Genomic DNA, 25,772 nt, shown 5'->3' on the forward strand with positions numbered 1-25,772 from the left:
AGCACTTAGGAGATCTGCGCCTTTGGAAACCCACTCCATGCCTGGTCATAGTCGGCATCGAGCTTGCTGGTTTCGCGCGCGAAATCGGTCGGCGAGAAGACCCAGCGGCTCTCGATCATGAACGCCATCGTGCCGTCGAGCTTGTGCGGCTTGAGGTCCGCCGCGCTCGCGCCGCGCCAGCTGGTGACGTCGGGACCGTGGCCGCTCATCTGATTGTGGAGCGACAGCGCGCCGGGGACGAAGCCATCGGCCTTGGCGTCATAGGCGCCGTAGAGCAGCCCCATGCATTCGCTCATCGTGTTGCGGTGGAACCAGGGCGGGCGGAAGGTATCTTCGGCGACGAGCCAGCGCGGCGGGAAGATGACGAAATCGACGTTGGCGGTACCGGGGACATCGCTCGGGCTCGTCAGCACGGTGAAGATCGACGGATCGGGATGGTCGAAGCTGATACTGCCGATCGTGTTGAAGCGCGTCAGGTCGTATTTCCACGGCGCGTAATTGCCATGCCAGGCAACGACGTCGAGCGGCGAGCGGCCGAGCTCGGTGGTCCACAGGCTGCCAAGGAACTTCTGGACAAGTTCGTAGTCGCCCTCGACCTCCTCGAACCACGCGACCGGCGTTTCGAAATCACGCGGATTGGCGAGGCCGTTGGCGCCGATCGGGCCGAGATCGGGCAGACGGAAGGGCTGGCCGTGATTCTCCGCGACATAGCCGCGTGCTGCGCCTTCGGGGAGCGTCACGCGGAAGCGCACGCCGCGCGGGATGAGCGCGACTTCGCCGGGCTTGATGTCGATCCGCCCGAATTCGGTGAGCAGCGTGAGCGCGCCGTGCTCGGGCAGGATCAGCAGTTCGCCATCGGCCGAGGCGAAGGCGCGGTTCTCCATGTCCTTGGTCGCGCGGTAGATATGCATCGCGACGCCGGTCTGCGTCCTCGGGCCGTCGCCCGCCACGACCATCGTCGTCAGGCTGTCGAGCCAGTCGGCGTCGCCGAGGGTATCGAGCGGCTTCCAGCGCAGGCGGTTGGGGGCGAGCGGCGCTTTGGAGATACCGGGCGCGAAAAGCGGAGCGCCTGCATAGCGGGTGAAGGCAGGGTGCGCTGCCGACGGGCGCAGGCGGTAGAGCCAGGAGCGCTGGTTCTCATGCCGCGGTGCCGTGAAGGCGGTGCCGCTGAGCTGCTCGGCATAGAGGCCGAACGCCGGCTTCTGCGGCGAATTGCGGCCGACCGGGAGTGCGCCGGGTACGGCTTCGCTGGCGAAATGGTTGCCGAAGCCGGTCATGTAATCGGTCATCTCGCTCTCCAGCCCCTCCCCTTCAGGGGAGGGGTAAGGGGTGGGGGAGGTCTCGCAGAGCTAAGCGCTCGTTACAGCCCCACCCCAACCCCTCCCCTGAAGGGGAGGGGCTTACTCTCTCGCTTACGCCTCGACTGCGCCGGGCACCACGCCCCGGCGGATCTGGTCGAGCTCGATGCTCTCGAACAGCGCCTTGAAATTGCCTTCGCCGAAGCCGTCATTGCCCTTGCGCTGGATGATCTCGAAGAAGATCGGCCCGACCATGTTCTCGGTGAAGATCTGCAGCAGCAGGCCGCCGCCGGTCTCGGGTGCGCCGTCGATCAGGATGTCGCGCTTGCGCATTTCCTCGACGTCGTGGTTGTGGCCGGGCAGCCGCTTGTCGATCAGGTCGAAATAGGTCTGCGGAGTCGTTTGGAAGCGCACGCCGTTCGCGCGCAACGTGTCGACCGTCTTGAAAATGTCGTCGGTCGAAAGCGCGAGATGCTGGATGCCTTCGCCCTTATAGTCCTTGATGAACTCCTCGATCTGCGAATGTTCGTCCTGACTCTCGTTGAGCGGGATGCGGATCTTGTCGTCGGGCGCGGTCATCGCCTTCGAGAAGAGACCGGTCGCCTGACCCTCGATGTCGAAATAGCGAATCTGGCGGAAGTTGAAAATCCGCTCGTAATAATCCGCCCAATAGGCCATCCGACCGCGCTGCAGATTGTGCGTAAGGTGGTCGAGCGTGTGGAGCCCGACGCTGTTGTCGTTCGCGCCTGCGCCCTCGACCGGCGTGAAGTCGGTCTCGTAGATCCGCGACTTCTCGTCGACCAGATAGAGGTTCGCGCCACCGATGCCCTCGATCGCGGGAAGGTCGAGTTCGTCTGGGCCGACTGCGCCCTTGACCGCGACCGCGCCGCGCTCGACTGCCATCTTGAGCGCTTGCTCGCCATCGGCGACGCGGAACGCCATCGCATTGGCCGAGGGGCCATGCGTGTCGCGGAAGCCCGCAACCTGGCCGGCATCGTCCATGTTGAGCAGGAAGTTGATGTCGCCCTGCGCATAGCGGCGGACGTTCTTCGACTTGTGGTTGCCGACGTGCGTGAAGCCCATCTTGACGAACAGATCGGCCATCGCCTCGGGGTCGGGCGAAGTGAATTCGACGAATTCGAAGCCGTCAAGGCCCATCGGATTCTCGGGCTTGGTGTCTGACGCGGTCATCGGTCTGCTCCAACTGGTTTCAGATGAAACGATATAGCGGGCTTGCGCGGCGCGGTCCATCCCGTATCGATTGTCCATGGCAACGCTCAAGCTCGACGATTTCCTGCCCTATCGTCTGTCGATCGCGTCGAACCGTGTCTCGGCCGCGATCGCGAGCGCGTATCAGGCGCTGTTCGGGCTCAAGATTTCGGAATGGCGACTCGTCGCGGTGATCGCCGAAGGGCCGGGGATGACGCAGCAGGCACTCGGGCTGGCGACACGGATGGATAAGGTCACCGTCAGCCGCGCCGCGGCGGCGCTGGTCGAGCGCGGTCTCGTCGCACGCCAGCCCAATCCCGGCGACCAGCGTTCGCACATGCTCGCGCTGACCGCGGCCGGGCGCGCGCTGTACGAGGATGTCGCGCCCAAGGCGCTCGAGCTCGAAGCAAAGGTTTTCGTGGGATTCTCGCCCAAGGAAATCGCGACCTTCCGCGCGATGCTTGACCGGATCGAGGCATCTGCCGCACCGTTCGACCCGGAGCGGGGTTGATCGCCGGGCCTTCGCTGGCTTAAGCGGCGTTTGCCCTCCCCAGGCGAACCGTGTTTTCCAGGAGGACATCCATGCCCGACATGCTCGATCGCGCCGGCCTTTCGGTGGCGGCGCCGCTCGCCACCTTCGTCGAGGAGCGCGTCCTGCCGGGGCTCGATATCGCACCTGGCGCGTGGTGGTCGGGGGTGGCCGCGATCTATGCCCGCTTCGCGCCCGAGAATGCCGCGCTGCTGCAAGTCCGCGACGATCTCCAGGCGAAGATCGACGCACGGTATCAGGCGGGCGACGCGGTCGACGAAGCGTATCTGCGCGAGATCGGTTACCTGGTGCCAGACCCCGCGCCCTTCACGATCACCACCGAGCATGTCGATCCCGAGGTCGCGACGCTGGCGGGGCCGCAGCTCGTCGTGCCGATCCTCAACGCGCGTTTCCTGCTCAACGCCGCCAATGCGCGCTGGGGCAGCCTGTACGACGCCTATTATGGTACAGATGCGCTGCCGGGCATGGCGGTGCCGGGCGGCTATGATCCGGTGCGTGGACGGCAGGTCGTCGTCGCCGCCAAGGCGTTTCTCGATCAAGCGGTTCCGCTCGCCGATCGCCCGTGGGACGAGCTTGCCGACAACGAGCCGGTGCTGCGCGATCCGACGCAATTGGTCGCGCGCAGGGGCGCGTCGTGGCTGTTCGTCAACCACGGTCTGCACATCGAGGTGGTGGTGGACCGCGACCATCCGATCGGGCGCGACGACCCGTCGGGCATCGCCGACGTCGTCCTCGAATCGGCGCTGACGACGATCTGCGATCTCGAAGATTCGATCGCCGCGGTGGATGCCGAGGACAAGGTCGCGGCCTATGCCAATTGGCTCGGGCTGATGACCGGAACGCTCGAGGAATCGTTCGACAAGGGCGGCAAGACGATCACCCGGCGGCTCAACCCCGATCGTGTGTATGACGATGGGCTGACGCTGCCGGGCCGCAGCCTGTTGTTTGTCCGCAACGTCGGGCATCTGATGACGACGCCTGCGCTTCGGCTCGCCGATGGCTGCGATGCGCCCGAAGGCATCCTCGATGCGATCGTGACCAGCACGATCGCGCTGTACGATCTGCGCCGGCTCGGCGCGTTCGAGAACAGCCGCGCGGGGTCGGTCTATATCGTCAAGCCCAAGATGCACGGGCCGGCCGAATGCGCCTTCACCAACGCGCTGTTCGACGCGGTCGAGGATTTGCTCGGGCTCGACCGCCATACGATCAAGGTCGGCGTGATGGACGAGGAGCGCCGCACCTCGGCCAACCTCGCCGCCTGCATCGAGGCGGTGAAGGACCGCATCGTCTTCATCAACACCGGCTTCCTCGACCGTACCGGCGACGAAATGCACACCGCGATGCGCGCCGGGCCGATGATTCCCAAGGGCGAGATGAAGACCAGCGCCTGGATCAAGGCGTATGAGGATCGCAACGTCCGCATCGGGCTTGCCGCCGGCCTGTCGGGTCGCGCCCAGATCGGCAAGGGGATGTGGGCCGCGCCCGACCGGATGGGCGACATGCTCGCGCAGAAGAGCGCGCATCCGCAGGCTGGCGCCAATACCGCCTGGGTCCCGTCGCCGACCGCGGCGACGCTGCACGCAATCCACTATCACCAGATCGATGTGTTCGCGCGGCAGGCGGCGATCGCCAAAGAGGCGATCCCGCCGCTCGATGCCTTGCTCACCGTGCCGGTGGCGCAGGGACGCAACTGGACCCCCGAGGAAATCCGCGCCGAGCTCGACAACAATGCGCAAGGCATTCTCGGCTATGTCGTGCGCTGGATCGACCAGGGCGTCGGCTGCTCGAAGGTGCCCGACATTCACGATATCGGCTTGATGGAAGATCGCGCGACGCTGCGCATTTCGTCGCAGCACATCACCAACTGGCTGCTGCACGGTGTTGCGAGCGCGGCTGAGGTCGACGCCGCTTTCGATCGGATGGCGGCGAAGGTCGATGCGCAGAATGCCGGCGATCCGCTCTATCGTCCGATGCACGGGCATCCCGACAGCCTCGCGCTGCAGGCAGCGCGTGCGCTGGTTTTCGATGGCGGCGCGCAGCCCAATGGCTATACTGAGCCGCTGCTCCATACCTATCGATTGATGGTAAAGCAAAAGTAGCGAAACCAATGCGCTGCTTGCGCGTTCGTGGGGCAAGTGGGGGCCGTTCGCGCGCGTTTCCTGCGAAGAAGCGGGGAATATAGTCGTTGAGCGTATCGGGGTTTTCGAGTGGGATATTGGCTGTCGCCGCTGCGGGGATGCAGCAGGCGCAGCCTCCGGTAACGCCCTCTGCGGCTCCGGTCGCGGCGCAACAGGCGCCCGAACCGCCAATCGTCCCCGATGCCGAATTCGACAAGGCGCTGCCGCCTTTGTCGAATGACATCAACGCTCCGCTCGAGCCGATGGTGCCTGCAGCGCAGGCGCCGGTCGAAGCCGCGCCGCCCGAACTGACCCAGCCCTTGCCCGCGCTACAGGGGTTCGATTCGACGCCGCTCGTCGACGTCACCGTCAAGGACGCCAAGTCGCCCGAAATCCGCTACGAGACCGAAGTGCGCGGGCTCGATGCGGTCAAGCTCAAGGGCCAGTTCAACGGACTGTCTGCGCTCCGCGGCGGCAAGGGCAAGGCGGCCAATGCGACCGTCGTCTCGGCGCGCGGTCGCGAGGACGAGGCGCTCGCAGTGCGGCTGATGAAGTCGCTCGGCTATTACGACGGGACCGCCGTCTCGACGATCGAGCCGACCCCAGGCGATCCCGGCCGGCTGAAGGCGATCGTCTCGGCGACGCCCGGCAAGCAATACAAACTCGGCACGATCACTGTCAAAGCGCAACCGACCATTCCGGCGGGGCTGGTCGAGAGCCAGCTGCCGCTGAAGATCGGCGATCCGATCGAGGCCGATCGCGTTCAGGGCGCCGAGGCCAATGTTGCGTTGATCCTGCCGCAGCGCGGCTATCCCTTCGCCAAGGTCGGCCAGCGCGATATCCTGCTCGACGACGTGACCGGACTCGGCGACTATACCCTCCCGGTCGATACCGGGCCGCGGTCGTCGTTCGGCACCTTCACCACCGAGGGGCGGCTCGCCTTCGGGGCCGAGCATGTCAGCGTGCTGACGCGCTTCAAGCCTGGCCAGCTCTACGACAACCGTCTGACCGACGATCTGCGCGCCGCGCTCGTCGCGACGGGGCTGTTCTCGACCGTCTCGGTCGAGCCGGTGCGGACCGGCAACATCAACCCCGACGGCACCGAGCAAGTTAATCTGTTGGTCAAGCAGGAACGCGGCAAGCAGCGCTCGCTCGCGCTGAGTGGCGGCTACAGCACGGGGCAGGGGATCCAGCTCACCGGCTCGTTCACCAACCGCAACCTGTTCCCGCCCGAAGGCGCGCTGATCTTGACTGCGGTCGGCGGCACGCAGGAGCAAGGCGCGAGCGCGACCTTCCGCCGCTCGAACGCCGGAAAGCGCGACAAGACGGTGACGCTCGTCGCCTCGGTCGATCGCACCGACTATGATGCGTACAACGCCTTGACCGCGACGCTGTCGGGCAAGGTGTCGTACGATTCGACCCCGCTGTGGCAGAAGAAATTCACCTATGCCTATGGCTTCGAATTGGTCGGGACGAACGAAAGCGTCTATGATTTCGGCCGGGGCGAGCGGCGGCGTGGGACCTATTTCATCGCGGCGCTGCCGGGTCAGGTGCAGTTCGATCGTTCCGACAGCCTGCTCAACCCGACCAAGGGCTATCGTCTGAAATTGAGCGTCAGCCCCGAGACGTCGGTCCGCGGCGCGGTGAGCCCCTACGTCCGGACGCTGATCGAGGCGAGCGGCTATTACCCGATCGGCGACAGCATCGTGCTCGCCGGGCGCGTGCGCGCCGGCTCGATCGACGGCACCAGCCGCGACGACCTCGCGCCGTCGCGTCGCTATTATGGCGGGGGCGGCGGATCGGTGCGCGGGTACGGCTATCAGCGGCTTGGACCGCTCGACCCGCAGGGCAATCCGGTTGGCGGGCGCTCGCTCAACGAATTCGCGCTCGAGGCGCGCTACCGCTTCGGCAATTACGGCATCGTGCCGTTCTTCGACGGCGGCAACGCCTATGAAGGCCCGATCCCCAAGGGGACCGACCTGCGCTACGGCGCGGGCATCGGCGGGCGCTTCTATACCAATTTCGGGCCGCTGCGCGTCGATGTCGCGACCCCGCTCAACCCGCGTAAGGGCGACGGCAAGGTCGCGCTCTACATTTCGATCGGACAAGCTTTCTGATGGCCGAGCAAGAGGTCGTCGTCGTGCGCCGTCCACTGTGGCAGCGTATCCTGAAGTGGATCGCGATCACGCTGGTCGGGCTGGTCGTGCTCGTCGGCCTGTTCGTGTTCGGGCTCGATACCGCGCCCGGGCGGCGCGTGATCGCCAATTATCTCGGCGGCTACAGCACCGCGTCGGGGCTCAACATCAAGGTCGGGCGGATCGACGGATCGCTCTACGGCGCGATGGTGCTGACCGATGTGCGCGTCAGCGACCCCAAGGGGGTATTCCTGAGCTCGCCAAGGATTGCGGTCGACTGGCGCCCGTTCGATTATCTGCACAACCATATCGATGTCCGGTCGGCGCGGGCCGCCTTGATCACGATGACGCGCTCGCCCGCGTTCAAGCCGACGCCGACCGACCCCAACGCGCCGCTGCTGCCCGATCTGAACGTCGATATCGGCCGCCTCACGGTCGATCGCTTCATCATCGGGAAGGCGGTATCGGGCCAGCCGCACATCATCCGCATCGACGGCGCTACGCACATCGCCGACAAGCGCGCGCAAGTCAGTGCCGACGTCGCCGCGTTGACCGGCCCCGGCGTTGCCGGTGGCGACCGCATGACGCTCAAACTCGACGCGGTGCCCGACCAGGACAAGCTCGACCTCGACGCGCGCATCACCGCGCCGGCGAACGGCGTCGTGGCTGGCCTGTCGGGACTCAAGGCGCCGCTCGATTTCACCGTCGGTGGCAAGGGCAGCTGGAAGGCGTGGGTCGGCAAGGCGACGGGCACGCTCGGCGGCGCATCGCTCGCCGATCTGGCGCTCGAGGCACATAGCGGCACCTTCAAGATCCGCGGCACGACCAACCCCGGACTCTATCCCGGCGGCGCGCCGAAGGACAAGGCGACCCCGGTCAACCCGATCGCGCGGCTGACCGCGCCGGCGCTCCAGGTCGCGGTCGATGCAACGCTCGACCAGCGCAAGGTCAACCTCACGACGACGCTGCGGTCCGATGCGCTGTCGCTCGACGCAAAGGGCTTGCTCGACTTCGCGCAGAGCAGCTTCGGTCAGTTCGCGGTCAACGCCAAATTGCTGACCCCAGGCGCGATCGCGCCCAACCTCAACGGCCGCGATGTTGCGGCCCGCGTCGTGCTCGACGGCAAGTTCGCGACGCCGACGGTGAATTACGTGATCACCGCGGGCGTGCTCGGGTTCGGCGAGACCCGCGTCGAGCAGCTCTACGCCTCGGGTCTCGCGCGCGTGAACACCGATCACATCGTCGTGCCCGTCGCCGCGCGTGCCGCGCGGGTCACCGGGCTCAATGCCGCAGCTGGCGGACTGCTCGACAACGTCGCGATCAATGGCGATTTCGCGATCGCCAAGGGCAAAGTCCTGTCGGACAATCTGCGGATCCGTTCGCGCAAGATCGACGCGACCGCGCTCGTCGTCGCCGATCTCGCCACCGGGATGTATCGCGGCGCGATCAACGGTCGCGTCAACGACTATAAGGTCGACGGCTTCGGTATCGTCTCGCTGCGGACGGATGCGAAGCTGGTGACGGTCGCCAGCGGCGGCTTCGGCATCACCGCGCATGTTGCGGCGAAGACCTCGCAAATCTTCAACGAAGGTGCGCGCAGCTTCCTCGGCGGCAATGCGGCGGTGACGGCAGATGTCGGCTATGATCCGAACGGCATCATCACCTTCCGCAACCTTCGCCTCAACGCCCCGCAGTTCCGCGTGACACGCGGGCAGGGGCGCTACGATCCGAAGGGCCCACTGCTCGTCGACGCCGACGCCTATTCGACGCAATACGGCCCGCTGACCGCGCGCGTGACGGGAACCGCGACCAAGCCGGTCGTGCTGCTGCGTGCGGCGCGTCCGGGCGTCGGCATCGGTCTCGTCAATCTCGAGGCGCAGGTCCGCGGCAACGGCACCTCCTATGCGGTGCTCGCCAAGGGCGGGACCAATTACGGGCCGTTCACCGCCGACGTGCTGGTCACGCCATCGCCGCGGCTTACCGCGGACATCCATAATGCGCGCTTCGCCGGCGTCGATTTCAAGGGCCGCGTCGAGCAACTCGCGGCTGGGCCGTTCGGTGGCCGTATCACCTTCGCCGGTTCGGGCATCAGCGGTGCCGCTCTGCTCGCCGCGCAGGGCAAGGTCCAGCGCGTCGATGTCGCAGCGCGCGCCAGCAACGCCAAGATCCCGGGGGCGGCCGACTTCACGATCGGACGGGCGATCATCAACGCGCAGGCGGTGCTGTACCCGAATGCGCCGCAAGTCGTCGCCGACGCCCAAGTCGCCGATCTGCGCTACGGTGCCGCGGTGCTCTCGGCCGCCCGCGCCAAGGTCAATTACGTCAATGGCAGTGGGACTGCGCAGCTGCTCGCGACCGGCTCGAACGGCGTGCCGTTCCGCATCGCCGCCAATGCGCGGCTCAGCCCCAAGCTGTGGCTGGTCGCGACGCAGGGCCAGGCGAATGGCATTGCCTTCAAGACCGGCAATGTCGCGCGGGTCGACATCGACCGCGGCACCTACCGCCTGCAGCCGACGCGGATCGACTTCGGCGCTGGCGCGAACAGCGCGGGCGGCAGCGCGCGCATCGCCGGCGAATACGGCAAGGGCCTTTCGGCGAAGCTCAGGCTCGACGCGCTCGACGTGTCGGTTGCCAATGCGCTCGTGCCCGATCTCGGCCTTGGTGGCACGGCAACCGGCTCGCTCGATTACACCCAGCCACAAGGCGCCTCCGTCCCGCAGATCGCCGGCCAGTTCCGCGTCAAGAACTTCACCCGGTCGAGCCTGTCGAGCGTGTCGCAGCCGGTCGACCTGATCGCGCAGGTCGGACTGACCGACGCCGGCGGTAATGCGCGCGCGCTGGTCCAGCGCGGCGGGACGACCGTCGGGCGGCTGGTCGCGACGCTGCAGCCGCTTGGCGCCGGGAGCAATTGGACGCAGCGCCTGCTCGCCGCGCCGCTGTCGGGCGGGATCCGCTACAACGGCCCGTCGAGCGTGCTGTTCTCGCTCGCCGGCCTGGCCAAGCAGCAATTGTCGGGGCCGATCGCGGTCGCCGCCGATTTCGGCGGGCGGGTCGACGCGCCGCAGCTCAATGGTCTGATCCGCGCCGACTCGCTGACCTATGACAATGAAACCTATGGCACGCGGCTGACCCAGATGAAGATCGCCGGGCGCTTCACCAACGATCGCTTCGAGCTCACCCAGCTTTCGGCGCGCGCCGGCGACGGCACTGTCCAGGCGCAGGGCTCGGTCGGCTTCTCCGCGGCGGCGGGTTTCCCGATCGACGTCAAGGCGACGCTCAACAATGCGCGGCTCGCCAGCAGCGACGCGCTCGGCGCGACCGCAACGGGCACGGTGTCGGTGAGCAACAGCAAGGCGAAGGGCGGGCTGATCACCGGCGACATCCGCATTCCGAATGCGCGCTACGAGATCATCCGCCAGGGCCAGGCCGAAGTCGCTGAACTGACCGGCGTCCGTCGCAAGAGCGATGTCGTCAAGGCAGCGACGCAACCTGCCGCCGAGGCGCCGGTCGGGCTGTTCAAGCTCGATATCCGGGTGCGGGCGGAGAACCAGTTGTTCGTGTCGGGTATGGGCCTCGAATCGGAGTGGCAGGCCGACATGCGCGTCGCCGGCACCTCGGCCGCACCGCAGATTCTCGGGCATCTCCAGATCGTGCGCGGGACATATTCGTTCGCGGGCAAGCGCTTCGACGTGACCAAGGGCGATGTCCGCTTCGACGGCGGCGCATTGGTCGACCCCGAGATCAACATCAGCGCGACGACGACGACAAGCGACGTGACCGTGGTGATCAACATCACCGGTACCGGCCAGAAGCCGCAGATCGCCTTTACCTCGACCCCGGAACTGCCGCAGGACGAAGTGCTCAGCCGCTTGCTGTTTGGTAGCTCGGTCACCAACCTGTCGGCGATCCAGGCGATCCAGCTCGCCTCGGCGCTCAACTCGTTGCGCGGGTCCGGTGGCGGGCTCAATCCGCTCGGCAAGCTGCGCAGCGTCGCCGGGATCGACCGGCTGCGCATCCTGGGTGCCGACTCGACGACCGGGCAGAGCACTTCGCTTGCGGCAGGCAAGTACATCACCAAGAACATCTATGTCGAAGTGATCACCGACGCGCGCGGCTTCACCGCGACGCAGATCGAGGTGTCGCTGACCAAGGCACTCAGCGTGCTGTCGCAGGCCGGGTCGTTCGGCGGGTCGAACGCGACGGTGCGCTACAAGCGCGACTTCTGAGCAAGCGGAACCGCCACACGGCGGTTCCGCTTTCGCTTCGTACGGAAATCGAATATCCGGTATCCCGGAGAGTGACGATGCGCACAGAACATTTCGACGTGGTGGTGGTCGGGGCGGGGCTTTCGGGAATCGGCGCAGGCTATCACCTGCAGACGCTGTGTCCCGATCGCAGCTACGTCATCCTCGAGGGCAGGGCGACGCTCGGCGGAACATGGGACCTGTTTCGCTATCCCGGCATCCGCTCCGATTCGGACATGTACACGCTCGGCTATGCGTTCAGGCCGTGGACCGAGGCGAAGGCCATCGCCGACGGTCCCTCGATTTTGCAGTATGTCGGCGATACCGCGCGCGACTATGGCATCGACCGGCACATCCGGTTCAACCATCACGTCAAGACGGCGCGCTGGTCGACCCCCGATGCGCGCTGGACGGTGACGGCGGAGAGCGCCGACGGACCGGTCAGCTTGACCTGCAATTTCCTCTTCATGTGCAGCGGTTATTATAACTATGCGCGCGGCCACACCCCCGAATGGGCCGGAACCGAACAGTTCGCCGGGCAGATCGTCCACCCGCAATTCTGGCCCGCCGATCTCGACTACAGCGGGAAGGAAGTCGTCGTGATCGGCAGCGGCGCGACCGCCGTGACGCTTGTCCCTGCGATGGCGGAGACCGCGGCGCACGTGACGATGCTGCAGCGTTCGCCGACCTATGTCGTGTCGCGCCCCGCCGAGGATGCGACTGCCAACTGGCTGCGCCGCAAGCTGCCCGCGATGCTCGCGTACCGACTGGTGCGCTGGCGCAACGTGCTGCTGGGGATGGCGTTCTTCAACCTCGCGCGCAAACGGCCCGCGAAGACCAAGCAGCGCCTGATCGACATGGTGCAGACCGAACTCGGACCCGAGTATGATGTCGCGACGCATTTCACGCCACGCTACAATCCGTGGGACCAGCGGCTGTGCCTCGTCCCCGATGCCGACCTGTTCAATGCGCTGAAGCAGGGCAGGGCCTCGGTCGTCACCGATACGATCGACCATTTCACCACCGATGGCATCGTGCTTGCCTCGGGCACCGAACTGCCCGCCGACGTGGTCGTCACCGCGACCGGGCTCGAGCTGCAGTTGCTCAGCGACGTGATGTTCAGCGTCGATGGCGAGCCCGTCGATCTGGCCGAAACCTACAATTACAAGGGCATGATGTATTCGGGCGTGCCCAACATGGCCTCCTCGTTCGGCTATACCAATGCGTCCTGGACGCTGAAGGCAGATCTGACATGTGGCTATGTCTGCCGCCTGCTCAACACGATGACCAAGCGCGGGCTGCGCCAGGCGACCCCCACGCTCGCGGGCGCGGCCCTGGAGGCCAAGCCGTTCCTTGACTTCACCTCGGGCTATGTCACCCGCGCAATGGAAAAATTTCCCAAGCAAGGCGACAAGTCGCCATGGCGGCTGCATCAGAATTACGCACGCGACTTGCTGACGCTGCGCTTCGGATCGGTCGACGACGCTATGGTCTTTTCGAACCCTTCGCCCGCCAACCGCCCAACGGAAATCGCCGCTTAAACCTGGAACTTCGCACTATCGCTGGGGTTTGAGTGTAACGAAGGTTTGCTGTTGCACTGTTCGTTCGAACGAACTATCGGCGCGCTGTGCTGCAGCAGAGGCTCCTCGAAATCGCGATCGCGGAATTCGCCACCAAGGGTTTGGAGGGCGCGAGCACGCGCAGCATCGCCGCCAAGGCCGGCACCGCGATGTCGTCGATCACCTATCATTTCGGTGGCAAGGAAGGACTCTATCTCGCCGCCGCCGATTATATCGCAACGCAGATGGGGGACGACGTCGCCAACGCCGTCCCGCCCGAGGGCATCCCCGCCGGCATCACGCCGCAACAGGCGCGTGCGATGCTCCACGATTTGCTCGCGCGCTTCATCGAGAAGATGGCGGGCGAGCGGAGTGCCGCTTACTCGCTCTTCATCATGCGCGAGCAGATGGAGCCGACTGAAGCGTTCGAACGCATCTACGGCGGCATGATGGGCAAGATGCTCGGCGTGCTGGTCGAGCTGATCTGCACCGCCACTGGGTGGCGCGATGCCACGACTGCGCAGGTCACCGCGATCACGCTGATGGGGCAGATTGTCGTGCTGCGCGTCTCGCGCGCTACCGTGCTCAAGCTGCTCCAGCGCAGCGATATCGATGCCGCCGCAACCACGCTTCTCACCAGGCGTATTGCCGCCAACACCGACGCCATTCTCGACCAACTGATCGCCGAACGACAGGAGCTTCCATGAGCGAAGACCAGAGCAACGCCGCCGAGCCCGACGAAACCGAGGATCGCAAGGCCGACGATGGCCAGGACGATCATGGCGGGAAGTCGGACGACGCGAAGAACAGCGGTGGTGCCAAGGGCGGTTCGGACGATGGCGACGATTCGAAGGACGAGGATTCGTCCGACGAAAAGGCCAAGAAGCCGTCGATCTTCAAGAAGCCGCTATTCTGGATCATCCTGATCGTCGTTGTCGCGGCGCTGGTGATCGGCGGGACGCTCTATTATCTTAACGCGCGGCAATATGAATCGACCGATGACGCGTTCGTCGACGCGCATATCGTACGGATCTCGCCCAAGGTCGCGGGTACGCTCAAGTCGGTCGCCGATATCGACAACCGCCATGTCGAGGCGGGGCGTCTGCTCGCGGTGATCGAACCCTCGGGCCCCGAAGCGCAGGTCGCGGAGGCCGACGCCAATGTGAAGCAGGCGCAGGCGCAGTTCGAGCAAGCGCAGGCACAGGTCACCGCGGCGCAAGCAAACCGGGATCAGGCCGCAGCGCAAGCGCGCGCGCCGCTCGCCACCGCGGCCAAGGCGCAACAGGATCTGGCGCGCTATCTCGCCTTGGTCCGGATCGATCGCAACGCGGTTGCCGCGCAGCAGCTCGATGCCGCACGCGCCACCGCGCGCTCGACCGCGGCCGATGCCGCCGCCGCGCGCCAGCAGATCGACAGTGCCGCCGCCAATATCGCGGTCGCGCGCCGTCAGGTCGCCGCCGCTCAGGCCGTGATAGAAGCGCGGCGCGCCTCGGTCCGCCAGGCGAACGTCACGCTGGGCGACAACCGTCTGGTCGCGCCGGTCTCGGGCCAGGTCGTCAATCGCCAGGTCAATGTTGGCTCCTATGTCGGCCCCGGCACGCAGCTGATGGCGATCGTGCCCGATCACATCTGGGTCACCGCCAATTTCAAGGAGACCCAGCTGCAGCTGATGACGATCGGCAAGCCGGTCGAGATCAAGGTCGACGCCTATCCCGACGTCAAGTTCCGCGGCCATGTCGACTCGATCCAGCGGGGCGCCGGCCAGGCCTTCGCGCTGCTGCCGCCGCAGAACGCCACGGGCAATTACGTCAAGGTCGTCCAGCGCGTGCCGGTGCGGATCGAGTTCGATCTGAAGAACGGCCCCGATCCGCGCAAATACCCGCTCGGCCCCGGCATGTCGGTCGTTCCGACGGTCAAGGTCCGCTGATATGGCGAGCGCTGCCAAGCGCGAGGACGGATGGGATCCGACACGGTCGGCGGCGGGCAGTTACAGCCCGTGGCTGATCGTGGCGATCATCTCGATCCCGACCTTCATGGAGGTGCTCGACACCTCGATCGCCAATGTCGCGCTCGATCATATCGCGGGCGGCCTGTCGGTCTCGAACGATCAGGCGACCTGGGTGCTGACGAGCTATCTCGTCGCCAACGCGATCATTATCCCGATCAGCGGCTGGCTGTCGGACGTGATCGGGCGGAAGCGCTATTTTCTCATCTCGATCGCGCTGTTCACGATCTCGTCGCTGATGTGCGGCCTCGCGCCAAACCTCTCGACGCTCGTCATTGCGCGTGTGCTCCAAGGGATCGGCGGCGGGGGGCTCGCGCCGGTCGAGCAATCGATGCTCGCCGATACCTTCCCGCCAAGGCTGAGAGGCATGGCGTTTGCGGCCTTCGCGATCGTGGTGGTGGTAGGGCCGGTGCTCGGGCCGTCGCTCGGCGGTTACATCACCGAAAATTCGAGCTGGCATTGGGTCTTCCTGATCAACGTGCCGATCGGCATCGTCTCGCTGTTCCTCGTCAATCTGTTCGTCGACGAGCCGAAGGCGATCAAGGACGATCGTGCCAAGCTGCTCAAGCGCGGCATCCGCGTCGATTATATCGGAATCATCCTGATCGCGCTCGGGCTCGGCTTCTTCGAGCTGACGCTCGACCGTGGGGAACGCGAGGACTGGTTCTCGAGCGGCCTGATCATCACCACTGCGACAATCTCTGCGCTGTCGCTGATCGCGCTTGGTTTCTGGGAAACGAATCATCCCGAGCCTGTGCTTGATTTGAAACTGCTCAAGAACCGCAATTTCTCGCTCACGCTGCTGGTGATGGGTGTGACGGGCATGATCCTGTTCGGCACGACGCAGCTGATTCCGCAGATGCTGCAGCAGGTCCTCGGCTACACCTCGTTCCAGGCGGGGCTGGCGCTGACCTTCGGCGGCGTGGCGACGCTCGTCATGGTGCCGTTCGCCGGGCGCTTGTCGGGGGTGGTCGATGTGCGGATGCTGTTGTTCCCGGCATTGCTCGTGCAGGCGTTCGCCTTGTGGAACATGACCCACCTCAACGCCGACATCACCTTCCTCGATGCCGGCGTCGCACGGCTCTATCAGGCGATGGGGCTGCCGTTCCTGTTCGTTCCGATCAGCGCGGTCGCCTATGTCGGGCTGCCGCAGAACAAGACCGCGCAAGCGTCGAGCATGCTCAACGTCGCACGCAACCTCGGCGGCTCGATCGGCATCTCGTCGGCGCAGACGCTGCTCGCCTCGGGGCTGCAGCGTCACCAGTCGGAGCTGGTCAACGGTCTCAGTCCGCTCAACCCCAACTATAACGAGTGGCTCGACAAGGCGGGCAGCGCGTTCGGCGGGGTCGGCGACCCAACCACCACGCCGCTCGCGGTGCTGTATCAGACGGTCCAGCGCCAGGCGTCGATGCTCGCGTTTCTCGACGTATTCCATACCCTGATGATCGTGGTGCTGTGCGTCGCCCCGGTCGTCTTCTTTATGCGCTCCGGCAAGTCCGGGGGCTCCGGTGGAGGCATGGCCCATTGACCCGCTCTCTCGTCACGACCGCGCTGCTCGGCGCGACCTTGCTGGCGGGCTGCACCGTCGGCCCGAACTATCACGCTCCCGCGATACCGGTGCCGCCCGCGTTCAGCGAAGCCCAGCCCGCGGCCCCGGGCGCGACGATCGACCCGGCGCATTGGTGGACCGCGTTCGGTGACCCGACGCTGACGTCGCTCGTCGAGCGCGCGCTGAAGGACAGCCCGAATATCGCCATCGCCGGATCGCGCGTCCGCCAGGCGCGGCTCCAGGAAATCGCGGCGCATGCGATCGGCAAGCCGACGGTCGATGCGACGGGCAACGTCACGCATGTCGAGTTCAGCAAGAACGCGGGCTTTTCGTCGCTCGCCAGCCTGTTTTCGGGTGGCAGTTCGGGGGGAAGCTCGGGCGGTTCCGGAAGCTCGGGCGGGATCGCGCTGCCGGGCAGCGGAATCACCACCTATGCCGCTGGCTTCGACGCGAGCTGGGAGATCGACCTGTTCGGCGGCGGGCGCCGCAGCGTCGAGGGTGCGCTCGCGCGGACTGATGCCGCAATCTGGTCGCAGCGCGATGCCGCGGTCACGCTCGGCGCGGAGGTGGCGCAGGCCTATTTCGCGCTGCGGCTCGACCAGGCGCAGATCGCCGTGGTCGAGGACGAGCTGTTGCGTCAGCGTCGCTCGCTCCAGATTGCGAACAATGTCGCCAAGGTCGGGCTGTCGCCGCAGATCGACGTGACCCGCCAGCAGCAGCAGATCACCACGCTCGAGGCGCGGCTCGAGCCGTTACGCGCCGATTTGCGCGTACGCATCCACGCGATCGGGATTCTGCTCGGTACGCAGCCCGAGAGCCTGACGGCGGAGCTTACCGCGCCATTGCCGGCGCTTCAGGCGGTGCCGATCGTGCCGGCGGGATTGCCGTCGGACCTGTTGCGTCGCCGGCCCGATATCCGCATGGCCGAACGCAATCTCGCGGCGTCGACCGCCGATATCGGGGTTGCGGTCGCCGATCTCTATCCCAAGTTTCAGCTCACCGGCATGGCGGAACTGTTGTCGACTTCGCTTGCCTCGCTTTTCTCGCGCGACAGCATCCAGGCGACTGGCGTCGGTGGGGTGACCTTCCCGCTGCTCGACTGGGGACGCCGCCGCGCGACGGTCGGCGTACGCAAGGAAGATCGCGAGCAGGCCTATCTGCAATATCAGGCGACCGTGCTGGGCGCACTGCGCGATGTCGAGGATCCGCTCGCGCGACTCGACGCCGAGCGGCGGCGCAACGCCGCGCTCCGGCGCGCGGTCGCCGATGCCGAGGCGACCAACCATGCGGTCTATGCACAATATAGCGCCGGCTTCGTCGCGCAGAATTCGTTGATCGATGCCCAAGTCACCGTCCTCAGCGCGCGCGAGCAGCTTGTGGCGAGCGACGCGCAGTTGCGCCAGGATACCGCCGCTCTGTTCAAGGCGATCGGCGGCGGCTGGGAGGAACCCAAAGCGGGATGATTGGCAAGCGGCGTGCGACCAGCCTAGGATCGGTGGCATGGACCTTTCTGACGATCTGCAAACCGCCGCGCTGACGCATCTCGAAGCGCTGATCGGCTTCGACACCACGTCGCGCGATTCGAACCTCAGGCTGATCGAATATGTCGAAGCGTTCCTCGGCGGTCGCGGCGTAGCATCGCGGCGCGTGGCCAATGCCGACGGGTCGAAGGCCAATCTCTATGCGACGATCGGGCCGGCGGTGCCGGGCGGGGTGGTGGTGTCGGGGCATACCGATGTCGTGCCGGTCGATGGCCAGCCGTGGAGCAGCGATCCCTTCACGCTGACGCGGCGCGGCGCCCGGCTGTACGGGCGCGGCACGTGCGACATGAAGGGCTTCCTCGCGCTCGCTTTGGCGGCGGTGCCGGCGTTCGCCCGCGGCGGGACCGCACGGCCGTTGCATCTCGCTTTCTCGTATGACGAGGAAGTCGGCTGCCTCGGAGCGCCGTCGATGATCCGCGAACTGGTGGCCGAGCTCCCCGCGCCAATCGCGGTAATCGTCGGCGAGCCCACCGAGATGGAGGTGGTGAGCGGCCATAAAGGGATCTCGACCTGGCGGGTGACGGTCACGGGGCACGAGGCGCATTCGAGCCTCACGCATCTCGGCGTGTCCGCCAATATGGTCGCGATCGGGCTGATGGCGCAGTTGCGCACGCTGGCCGAGTCGTTCGAGCGGCATCCCGACCCCGATTCGCTTTACCACCCACCGCACGCGACGTTGACGGTCGGGCTGATGCACGGGGGGACCGCGGTCAATATCCTCGCGCGCGAATGCGGCTTCACGTTCGATCTGCGCACCCCGCCGGGGCAGGATCCCGATACGATCATAGCGCCGTTCATCGCGGCCTGCGCCGCCGAGGATCGCGCGCTCAAGCTGCGCTTTGCCGATGCCGGCGTCTCGGTCGCGCGGCGCTCGGCTACGCCCTCGTTCGCGCCCGAGCCAGAGGGCGCAGCCGAGATGCTGGCGCGACGTCTCGCTGGCGACAATGGCCCGGCGCGCGTCGTTCCCTATGCGGCCGAAGCGGGGCAGTTCCAGGGGGCGGGGTTCTCGACGATCATCTGTGGCCCGGGTTCGATCGAGCAGGCGCACCAGGCGGATGAGTATCTCGAGATCGCTCAGTTCGAGCGCGGCGCCGGTTTTATGCGGCGATTGATCGAAGCAATGGCGGTAGATCAATAAAAAACTTCTATAGCCGCCAGTTAAGGGGGCACCCGATATCCACGGGTGCGGCAACCATAGTTAAGCAACGAAGTTGTGGGGCCGCGCGAGCGCTGCAATGTCAGACATTGCCGCATCAGCACTCCCGCTTGGTGACCCGACACCCGCGATAACCTATTTTAAAATAGACTGAATCTCGCGGATATCGGGCCGGTACGAGGATTTAGAAGGGGCGCGACGTTTCGCCGTAGATCAACGCGAGGATAAAACGCAACATTACTTTTCTCCCATATTGCACTCAGTTGAGTGCCAAACATCCTTAATAGATTGTTAAGGATGAAGCAATCGCGTCTTGGCGCGTGGGGAGATCACGGGAGGCGCCTTAACGCTTCTTTCAAAGCTGCCCATTAGCGGAAGGGACATGGCGCGTCCTCAGCAACCCCCGCTACCTCCTCGCCGTCCGGCGCGAGGAAAGCCACGAAGCGTCGCGGTTGAAGCGGGAAGCGCGCCTACCGTGGGAGTGCCGCGCCGCGTCGGGGCAAAAGCCGGCGTGCAGCGTGGTGATACGGGCGGCGACACCGGCGCTTGGCACTTCGTATGTTTGGTTCAGATCGGAAATTTCGCAGCCTTACGCCGTCACCTCGGGCCAGCCCGTGCCGAGGACTTAGCTCGCGTACTCGAAGCCCGCATCGCGCTGGCCTTGCCCGACGCATCGACATTGGCGATCGGTCGAGCAACGATCGAGATCAGGTTCATCGGTCCGGATTTCGCGGCACTCGAGATCGCAGTGGCCGATCTGCGGGCGGCTACCGAGCCGCCGTTCGATATCGATACCGTGTTGCACAGCTTCGAAATTCTCGTGGGCGCGGCCGGCGCCCCGCGCGACACGACCGAGGACGTTCGCCTGGTAGAGGAAGCAGAGGGCGCGCTCGACGATTCGCATGTCGAGCAGGCTACCGTCCTGCGCGACCTATCGGCTGGCACGGCAGCGTTCGATCGCTTGACGCTGACGCGCGAACTGCCCCGCGCGATCGCGGGCGGCGAGATGTTTCTCCAATATCAGCCGAAGGTGAACGTCCGGAAGCAGGAGATTAGTAGCGCCGAGGCGTTGGTACGGTGGCAGCATCCGGTCCGCGGCTTGATCCTGCCCGGCGATTTCATCACCGTTGCCGAAGAGGCCCGGCAAATCTCGGCGCTGACGCTGTGGACGATCGACGAGGTGATCCGCGATCAGCGGACGCTGGCCGCGGATGGCCACGACCTCACGATCTTCATCAATATCTCCGGCCAGTTGTTGGGCGACAAACATTTCGTCGAGGCAGCATGCGCCGCGGTGCGCGCGGGTAATGTCAAGATCGGGTTCGAAATCACCGAAACCGCCGTCATCCGCGATCCCGAATCCGCAATCGCGAACCTACAGATACTTGCTGACCAAGGCATCGTCATCGCCATCGACGATTACGGGGCTGGCTTGTCGTCGCTCGCTTATCTCAAGCAACTGCCGGCGCGCGAACTCAAGATCGATAAGATGTTCGTCCTGCAATTGACCAGCAGCAACCGCGATCCCTTGATCGTACGCTCGACGATCGATCTTGCGCACGCGCTCGATATGGAAGTGACCGCAGAAGGAGTCGAGACCCAAGCGGCGATGGCGCTTCTTTCGGTGATGGGCTGCGATATGATCCAGGGATATCTGATCAGCCGTCCGATCTCGATCGACGCCTTTCGGCGCTTCCTGCACGATTATCGCGCACGTCCCGCGGAAGATCCCCGTAAGTCGATGTTTCAGCGCCCCGCCGCGTTCTGGAAAAGCGCCTGACCATTCACCGCTGGCAGGTTAGCGTGCCTTTAACGGATTAGGCTGCAAAAGGCGACAATGTGGCGCGTGCTTCTCCGAATTATTGCTTGTCTCGCGATCGCTTTCGGGATTCCGCTCGCCGCGGCGGATGGTACCGCGGGGACAAACCATTCGTCGGACAGCAGGGCGTATTCAGCGCTGATTGCCGATGCCAAAACCAAGATGATGACCGATCCAGTGAGAGCGGTCCTAGAAGCCCAGGAGGCGGAACGGGCAAGCGCGCGTATGACCGGTCGCGACAAGATCGTCGCCATGGCGACGGCGCAATGGTTGCAGGGCGAAGCCTATTTGAGGGTCAACGATCTCCAACAGGCAAAGCCGCTGATCGATCACGCCATCAGTCTCGTTGCGACCGGCGGCCCCCCCACAAAGCTCTATGGTGACTTGCTGCTATCGCGCGGCGGTCTGAAAACAGCGCAAGCCGATGTGGCGGGTGCCCTCGCAGCCTATCAGCGCGCGCACCAGATTTTCAACGCAGTCGGAGAGACGCGAAGCGAAGCCATCGCGATAGTGCTGATCGGTGTTCTCTACGAAGAGGCTCAGGATCACGAGCAGGCCCTGAAATATTTCGCCAAGTCTCTCGACGTTTACCGAGGGGATCCGAAAACGTCGTTTTCGGTTTACATAAATCGGGGCATCTCGTTACAGGAATTGCGCCGCATTCCCGAAGCGCAGTTCGAATTTCGCAAGGCATTGACGATTGCGCGCGAGCTCAAGAGCCCGGCCTTGGAAGCCCAGACGCTCCGCAATATCGCCAGAGGGCAGCTTCTCGAGGGGCAGCCGCGCGAGGCGGATCGATCGGTAGCCTTGGGACTCGCCGCGTCGAACGGCGACGAAGCTGCTTCGGCGCGAAATCACTTCCTCGTGCTGTCGGCTTGGTCGGCCCGGTTGCGCGGCCACCTGTCGCTCGCCGAGCGCCTGATCACGCGCGCGTTCGCGAACGTCGACGCCAACGCCCCGACCCTCGACGTCCGCGAGGCGCACCAGACCGCTTACGATATTTTCAAGCAGGCGGGCAATCAGACGCAGGCGTTGGTCCATATCGAGGCGCTCAAGGCGCTCGACGACAAGACGTCTGCGCTCGCGGCGTCGGCCAACACCGCGCTCGCCGCGGCGCGCTTCGACTTCGCCACGCAAGAGCTCGCCATCGAGAAGCTCAAGCGCGCGCAACTGCTGCGAAACATCGAGGATGAGAAGCTGCGCGCGCGCACGCAGCAGACGATTTTCGGCGGCGCAGCGATCGCGACAGCGATCATCATGGCGCTGCTCGCCTTCGGCTTGATCACGATCCGCCGCAGCCGCAACGAGGTCCGCGCCGCCAACGTCGATCTCGGGCAGACCAACGCCGCGCTCGCCAAGGCGCTCGCGGCGAAGACCGAGTTCTTCGCGACCACGAGCCACGAGATCCGCACGCCGCTCAACGGCATTCTCGGCATGACGCAGGTAATGCTCGCCGATCGCGACTTGAACGACGCTTTGCGCGACCGGATCGGCGTGGTGCACAGCGCGGGGATCACGATGCGCGCGCTGGTCGACGACATTCTCGACGTCGCGAAGATGGAAACGGGCAATCTGACGCTCGAGGCCGTGCCCTATGATCTCAAGGCGACGCTGCGCGACGTCGCGCGGTTGTGGGAGGAGCAGGCACGCGCCAAGGGGCTGACCTTCGTTCTCGCGCTCGACGCGTGCCCGGGTCGTATCGTCGGCGATTCGGCACGGGTGCGGCAGATCGCGTTCAACCTCTTGTCGAACGCCCTGAAATTCACCGCGAGCGGTACGATCACGCTTTCGGCGGCGGCAAACGGGTCGAATCTGTCGATCGCCGTCACCGATAGCGGGATCGGCATTCCCGCCGACAAATTGGGAATCATCTTCGAATCGTTCCGCCAAGTCGATGCCGGGACAACGCGGCAGTTCGGCGGGACCGGGCTCGGGCTCGCGATCTGCCAGAATCTCGCCCAGGCAATGGGGGGCACGGTCGAGGTGAGCAGCACGGTCGGACAGGGCTCGACCTTTACGCTCGTACTGCCGCTCGTGGTCGCGGAGGCGTCTGAAGCGCCCGCGGATGCCGTGCTGGCACCCTCAGCGGCGCTCCTGATTCTCGATCGGAATCCGATATCTCGCAGTATGTTGCGGGCGGTGCTCGAGCCGCGCGCGGGCAGCGTCGTATTCGCGTCGTCGGTCGCGGAGGCGGTCTCGCGGATCGAAGCAGGCGGCATAGCGAAAGTGTTGATCGATGACGGCACGATCAAGGCTGAGCCCGACACCGACGCGGCACTCGCAACGCTTGGCGCCTTGCCGATTGCCTCGACGCTGCTATGGGCGACGCCCGACGCCGTCGATCGCGAACGGTTTTCCGTCGCAGGGATCGATCAGATTGTCGCCAAACCGATCGCGGGCGTTGCACTTGCGGCGCTGTTGTTCGACAGCGCGCCCGATGATAGTCGCAGTGTATTCCCCGCGGTCTCGCGAGCGGCGTGAAATAGAGATGCCAGTAATGTCGTATTTTTCCTATCCGTTCCACTGCCGGGTGATGCCGTGATGAACATTCTGTTCATCGAAGACGACCCGATGAACCGGCGGGTGGTGAAGGACATGCTCGACGTCGCCGGCGCGACGATGACGGGCGCGGAAAGCGGAGAGGCCGGGCTTGCGTTGATCGACACGCAGGACTTCGTGATCGTGCTGCTCGATCTGCGCATGCCGGGGATGGACGGTTTCGAGACGCTGCGCCGGATCCGGGCGCGCGGCGACGCCAAGGCCTCGCTGCCGGTGATCGTGCTGACCGCCGACACCGCCGTCGACCTGCGCGAGCGCTGTTTGGCCGAGGGCGCCGACGAAGTGCTGTTCAAGCCGGTCGCGATGGATTCGCTGTTCGATGCGATCGGTCGCATGCTCGCCAAGGGCGAGGGCGACGGGATGATCGGCTGATCAGGCCTCGTCGCGTCCGCCCAGCGCGGTTTTCAACGACGTTTTCGCGCTGCCGCGGCGCGCCGGTTGTGGTTGCGACGGGGCGGGCGACCAGCCGGTAAGATAGACGATATCAAACGTTTCGGCAGTCTTGCCGTCGGGGTCGGCGCGCGCGGCGAAGAGCTCGGCGGCGCGCGCGAGCGTGTCGCGCCGCAACGGGCTCCGGTCGCGCAGAATGTTGGTCGCGCCCATGCCGCGCAAATCGCGCAGCAGCCCGGCGATGCCGCGATAGCGCACGCTCAGCGCTTCGATGTCGGCGACGGGCAGTGCGAAGCCCGCGCGCATCAGCAGGTCGCCCGCCGAACGCACGTCGATCTGCGGATGGATTCGCGCCGCCGGCCGGTCGCGCTCCGCCTCGCGTAAAACGGCGCGAAGCGTCGAGAGCGTTCCCATCCCGCAAAAGGCCGCGAGAAAGAGGCCATCGGGGCGCAAGGCGCGCCGCGCGAGCATCAGCGCGCCGGGGAGATCGTTGACGCTATCGAGGACGCCCGCCGACACCACCAGATCGAAGGTGCCGGCGGCGAAGGGGAGGCGGTCTTCATCGGCCTGGATGCCGCCGGCCCGCGCGGCGAAGACCGCGCCCGCATCGCACCGCGTCACCGTCGCGCCGGGAGGCACCGGCAGCGCGCCGTCGAAACAGCCGAGATCGAGCATTTCGGTAAAGCGATGCGTCACGCTGGCCAGCCGCTCGGCGATCCCCTCGAGCATCGCGGCGCGCAGAAAGTCGAAGGTCGCAAAGTCGGGGGCGGCGCGGTCGCGGCGCCGCTGGCGTGCGGCGCGGTCGAAGATGTCGGGATCGCTCATCGTCGCGCTTGTGCCGCCGCGGCGCGCGGGCGACAAGGGTCGACGTGTCGCGCTGGCTCGCTCCCTTGCGTTTCGTCGCCGATTTCGCGCTCCCGCCGCGCTGTCCGGGGTGCGGCGCTGTGGTTGGGAACGACCATCTCTTCTGTGCCGCCTGCTGGGGCAAGCTGCACTTCCTCGCGCCGCCGTGGTGCGCCGCCTGCAACCGCCCGTTCGCTTATGATCGCGGGGCGGACGCGCGCTGCGCGCGCTGCCTCGCCGATCCGCCACGGCACGCCGGGATCTACGCCGCGGTCGCCTATGGCGAGGTCGCGCGCGGCGTGGCGCTACGCCTCAAATATGGCGGGCGGACCGCGCTTGCCGAAACCGTCGGTCGGCAGATGGCGCGGCTGCTCCCGGCCGGCGCCGATTTGCTCGTTCCGGTGCCGTTGCATCGCTGGCGCTTGTGGGAGCGCGGCTTCAATCAGGCCGCGCTGATCGCAGCCGCGATCACGCGCGCTTGCGGGGTGCCGCACGATCCGCTGGTGCTGCGCCGCGTGCGTGCAACGCCGCCCTTGCGCGCGATGGGCGCCAGGGCGCGCGCGCGCGCCGTCGCCGGTGTTTTCCGCGTCGTCGATCCGCACGCCAGGGTACGCGGGCGGAGCGTGGTTCTGGTCGATGACATCTACACCAGCGGGGCAACGACCGATGCCTGCGTGCGGACGCTGCTGCGGGCGGGAGCGGCGACGGTTTCGATCGTGTGCTGGGCACGCGTGCTCGATGACGAGCGCGACACCAGAGGCTGGGATGCGGATGGCACCGCTCGCTGATTGACAAGCA

The 25,772-nt window shown here is 65.8% G+C and carries 17 protein-coding genes; 14 read left to right on the forward strand and 3 right to left on the reverse strand.

What is annotated here, in order from left to right; translation table 11 throughout:
- Positions 1–5: 5 nt before the first annotated feature.
- Positions 6–1,289 (reverse strand): homogentisate 1,2-dioxygenase, encoded by a 1,284-nt coding sequence (gene hmgA, locus RH90_RS13105; protein WP_010186168.1) that lies wholly within the window; start codon positions 1,287–1,289, stop codon positions 6–8.
- Between the two features lie 123 nt (positions 1,290–1,412).
- Complete coding sequence (gene hppD / locus RH90_RS13110) at positions 1,413–2,489, reverse strand: 4-hydroxyphenylpyruvate dioxygenase (RefSeq protein ID WP_010186169.1); 1,077 nt, start codon at positions 2,487–2,489, stop codon at positions 1,413–1,415.
- A 76-nt stretch (positions 2,490–2,565) separates the two neighbouring features.
- Between hppD and RH90_RS13115 the strand changes: the two genes are divergently transcribed.
- From RH90_RS13115 to RH90_RS13175, 13 genes are all read left to right on the forward strand, one after another.
- A complete protein-coding gene (locus RH90_RS13115) occupies positions 2,566–3,018 on the forward strand; it encodes a MarR family winged helix-turn-helix transcriptional regulator (protein WP_010186170.1) in 453 nt (150 codons plus the stop codon).
- Positions 3,019–3,089: 71 nt separating this feature from the next.
- Positions 3,090–5,156, forward strand: coding sequence for a malate synthase G (locus RH90_RS13120; protein ID WP_010186171.1), 2,067 nt, complete (start codon positions 3,090–3,092; stop codon positions 5,154–5,156).
- 137 nt (positions 5,157–5,293) lie between these two features.
- Entirely contained in the window at positions 5,294–7,291 is a 1,998-nt protein-coding gene (locus RH90_RS13125) for an autotransporter assembly complex protein TamA (protein WP_010186172.1), read from the forward strand.
- Positions 7,291–11,535 (forward strand): translocation/assembly module TamB domain-containing protein, encoded by a 4,245-nt coding sequence (locus tag RH90_RS13130; RefSeq protein ID WP_010186173.1) that lies wholly within the window; start codon positions 7,291–7,293, stop codon positions 11,533–11,535. Before RH90_RS13125 ends, RH90_RS13130 begins: the two co-directional genes overlap by 1 nt.
- A gap of 77 nt (positions 11,536–11,612) precedes the next feature.
- Positions 11,613–13,094: a flavin-containing monooxygenase gene (locus RH90_RS13135; RefSeq protein WP_010186174.1), complete on the forward strand. Its 1,482-nt coding sequence runs from the start codon at positions 11,613–11,615 to the stop codon at positions 13,092–13,094.
- An 86-nt stretch (positions 13,095–13,180) separates the two neighbouring features.
- A complete protein-coding gene (locus tag RH90_RS13140) occupies positions 13,181–13,819 on the forward strand; it encodes a CerR family C-terminal domain-containing protein (protein WP_010186175.1) in 639 nt (212 codons plus the stop codon).
- Positions 13,816–15,039 carry an HlyD family secretion protein gene (locus RH90_RS13145; protein ID WP_010186176.1) on the forward strand — a complete coding sequence of 408 codons (1,224 nt, stop codon included), beginning with the start codon at positions 13,816–13,818 and terminating at the stop codon, positions 15,037–15,039. The genes RH90_RS13140 and RH90_RS13145 overlap by 4 nt, the downstream gene beginning before the upstream one ends.
- A 1-nt stretch (position 15,040) precedes the next feature.
- Positions 15,041–16,645, forward strand: a complete 1,605-nt coding sequence (locus RH90_RS13150) for a DHA2 family efflux MFS transporter permease subunit (protein ID WP_010186177.1) — start codon at positions 15,041–15,043, stop codon at positions 16,643–16,645.
- The gene (locus RH90_RS13155; RefSeq protein WP_010186178.1) at positions 16,642–18,129 is read left to right on the forward strand and encodes an efflux transporter outer membrane subunit; all 1,488 of its coding nucleotides are present in this window, start codon (positions 16,642–16,644) and stop codon (positions 18,127–18,129) included. The genes RH90_RS13150 and RH90_RS13155 overlap by 4 nt, the downstream gene beginning before the upstream one ends.
- 37 nt (positions 18,130–18,166) lie before the next feature.
- Positions 18,167–19,345 (forward strand): acetylornithine deacetylase, encoded by a 1,179-nt coding sequence (gene argE, locus RH90_RS13160; RefSeq protein ID WP_010186179.1) that lies wholly within the window; start codon positions 18,167–18,169, stop codon positions 19,343–19,345.
- A gap of 493 nt (positions 19,346–19,838) precedes the next feature.
- The gene (locus RH90_RS13165; protein WP_332306565.1) at positions 19,839–21,143 is read left to right on the forward strand and encodes an EAL domain-containing protein; all 1,305 of its coding nucleotides are present in this window, start codon (positions 19,839–19,841) and stop codon (positions 21,141–21,143) included.
- 264 nt (positions 21,144–21,407) lie between these two features.
- Positions 21,408–23,663 (forward strand): sensor histidine kinase, encoded by a 2,256-nt coding sequence (locus RH90_RS22635; RefSeq protein WP_232280354.1) that lies wholly within the window; start codon positions 21,408–21,410, stop codon positions 23,661–23,663.
- 60 nt (positions 23,664–23,723) lie between these two features.
- Positions 23,724–24,113, forward strand: coding sequence for a response regulator (locus RH90_RS13175; RefSeq protein ID WP_010186182.1), 390 nt, complete (start codon positions 23,724–23,726; stop codon positions 24,111–24,113).
- Here the strand turns inward: RH90_RS13175 and RH90_RS13180 are convergent, their stop codons facing one another.
- The gene (locus tag RH90_RS13180; protein WP_029625306.1) at positions 24,114–24,956 is read right to left on the reverse strand and encodes a class I SAM-dependent methyltransferase; all 843 of its coding nucleotides are present in this window, start codon (positions 24,954–24,956) and stop codon (positions 24,114–24,116) included. It lies immediately after the preceding gene.
- A gap of 44 nt (positions 24,957–25,000) precedes the next feature.
- Between RH90_RS13180 and RH90_RS13185 the strand changes: the two genes are divergently transcribed.
- Entirely contained in the window at positions 25,001–25,762 is a 762-nt protein-coding gene (locus RH90_RS13185) for a ComF family protein (protein ID WP_051124799.1), read from the forward strand.
- Positions 25,763–25,772 lie beyond the last annotated feature (10 nt).

Source organism: Sphingomonas sp. PAMC 26605, assembly GCF_000241485.1.
Classification (GTDB): domain Bacteria; phylum Pseudomonadota; class Alphaproteobacteria; order Sphingomonadales; family Sphingomonadaceae; genus Sphingomonas.

Coding starts and splice junctions, on each gene's coding strand:
- RH90_RS13115 (WP_010186170.1), top strand. CDS start 2,566: ATGGCAACGCTCAAGCTCGACGATTTCCTGCCCTATCGTCTGTCGATC.
- RH90_RS13145 (WP_010186176.1), top strand. CDS start 13,816: ATGAGCGAAGACCAGAGCAACGCCGCCGAGCCCGACGAAACCGAGGAT.
- argE (WP_010186179.1), top strand. CDS start 18,167: ATGGACCTTTCTGACGATCTGCAAACCGCCGCGCTGACGCATCTCGAA.
- hmgA (WP_010186168.1), bottom strand. CDS start 1,289: ATGACCGATTACATGACCGGCTTCGGCAACCATTTCGCCAGCGAAGCC.
- RH90_RS22635 (WP_232280354.1), top strand. CDS start 21,408: ATGACCGGTCGCGACAAGATCGTCGCCATGGCGACGGCGCAATGGTTG.
- RH90_RS13125 (WP_010186172.1), top strand. CDS start 5,294: ATGCAGCAGGCGCAGCCTCCGGTAACGCCCTCTGCGGCTCCGGTCGCG.
- RH90_RS13120 (WP_010186171.1), top strand. CDS start 3,090: ATGCCCGACATGCTCGATCGCGCCGGCCTTTCGGTGGCGGCGCCGCTC.
- hppD (WP_010186169.1), bottom strand. CDS start 2,489: ATGACCGCGTCAGACACCAAGCCCGAGAATCCGATGGGCCTTGACGGC.
- RH90_RS13150 (WP_010186177.1), top strand. CDS start 15,041: ATGGCGAGCGCTGCCAAGCGCGAGGACGGATGGGATCCGACACGGTCG.
- RH90_RS13180 (WP_029625306.1), bottom strand. CDS start 24,956: ATGAGCGATCCCGACATCTTCGACCGCGCCGCACGCCAGCGGCGCCGC.
- RH90_RS13175 (WP_010186182.1), top strand. CDS start 23,724: ATGAACATTCTGTTCATCGAAGACGACCCGATGAACCGGCGGGTGGTG.
- RH90_RS13135 (WP_010186174.1), top strand. CDS start 11,613: ATGCGCACAGAACATTTCGACGTGGTGGTGGTCGGGGCGGGGCTTTCG.
- RH90_RS13130 (WP_010186173.1), top strand. CDS start 7,291: ATGGCCGAGCAAGAGGTCGTCGTCGTGCGCCGTCCACTGTGGCAGCGT.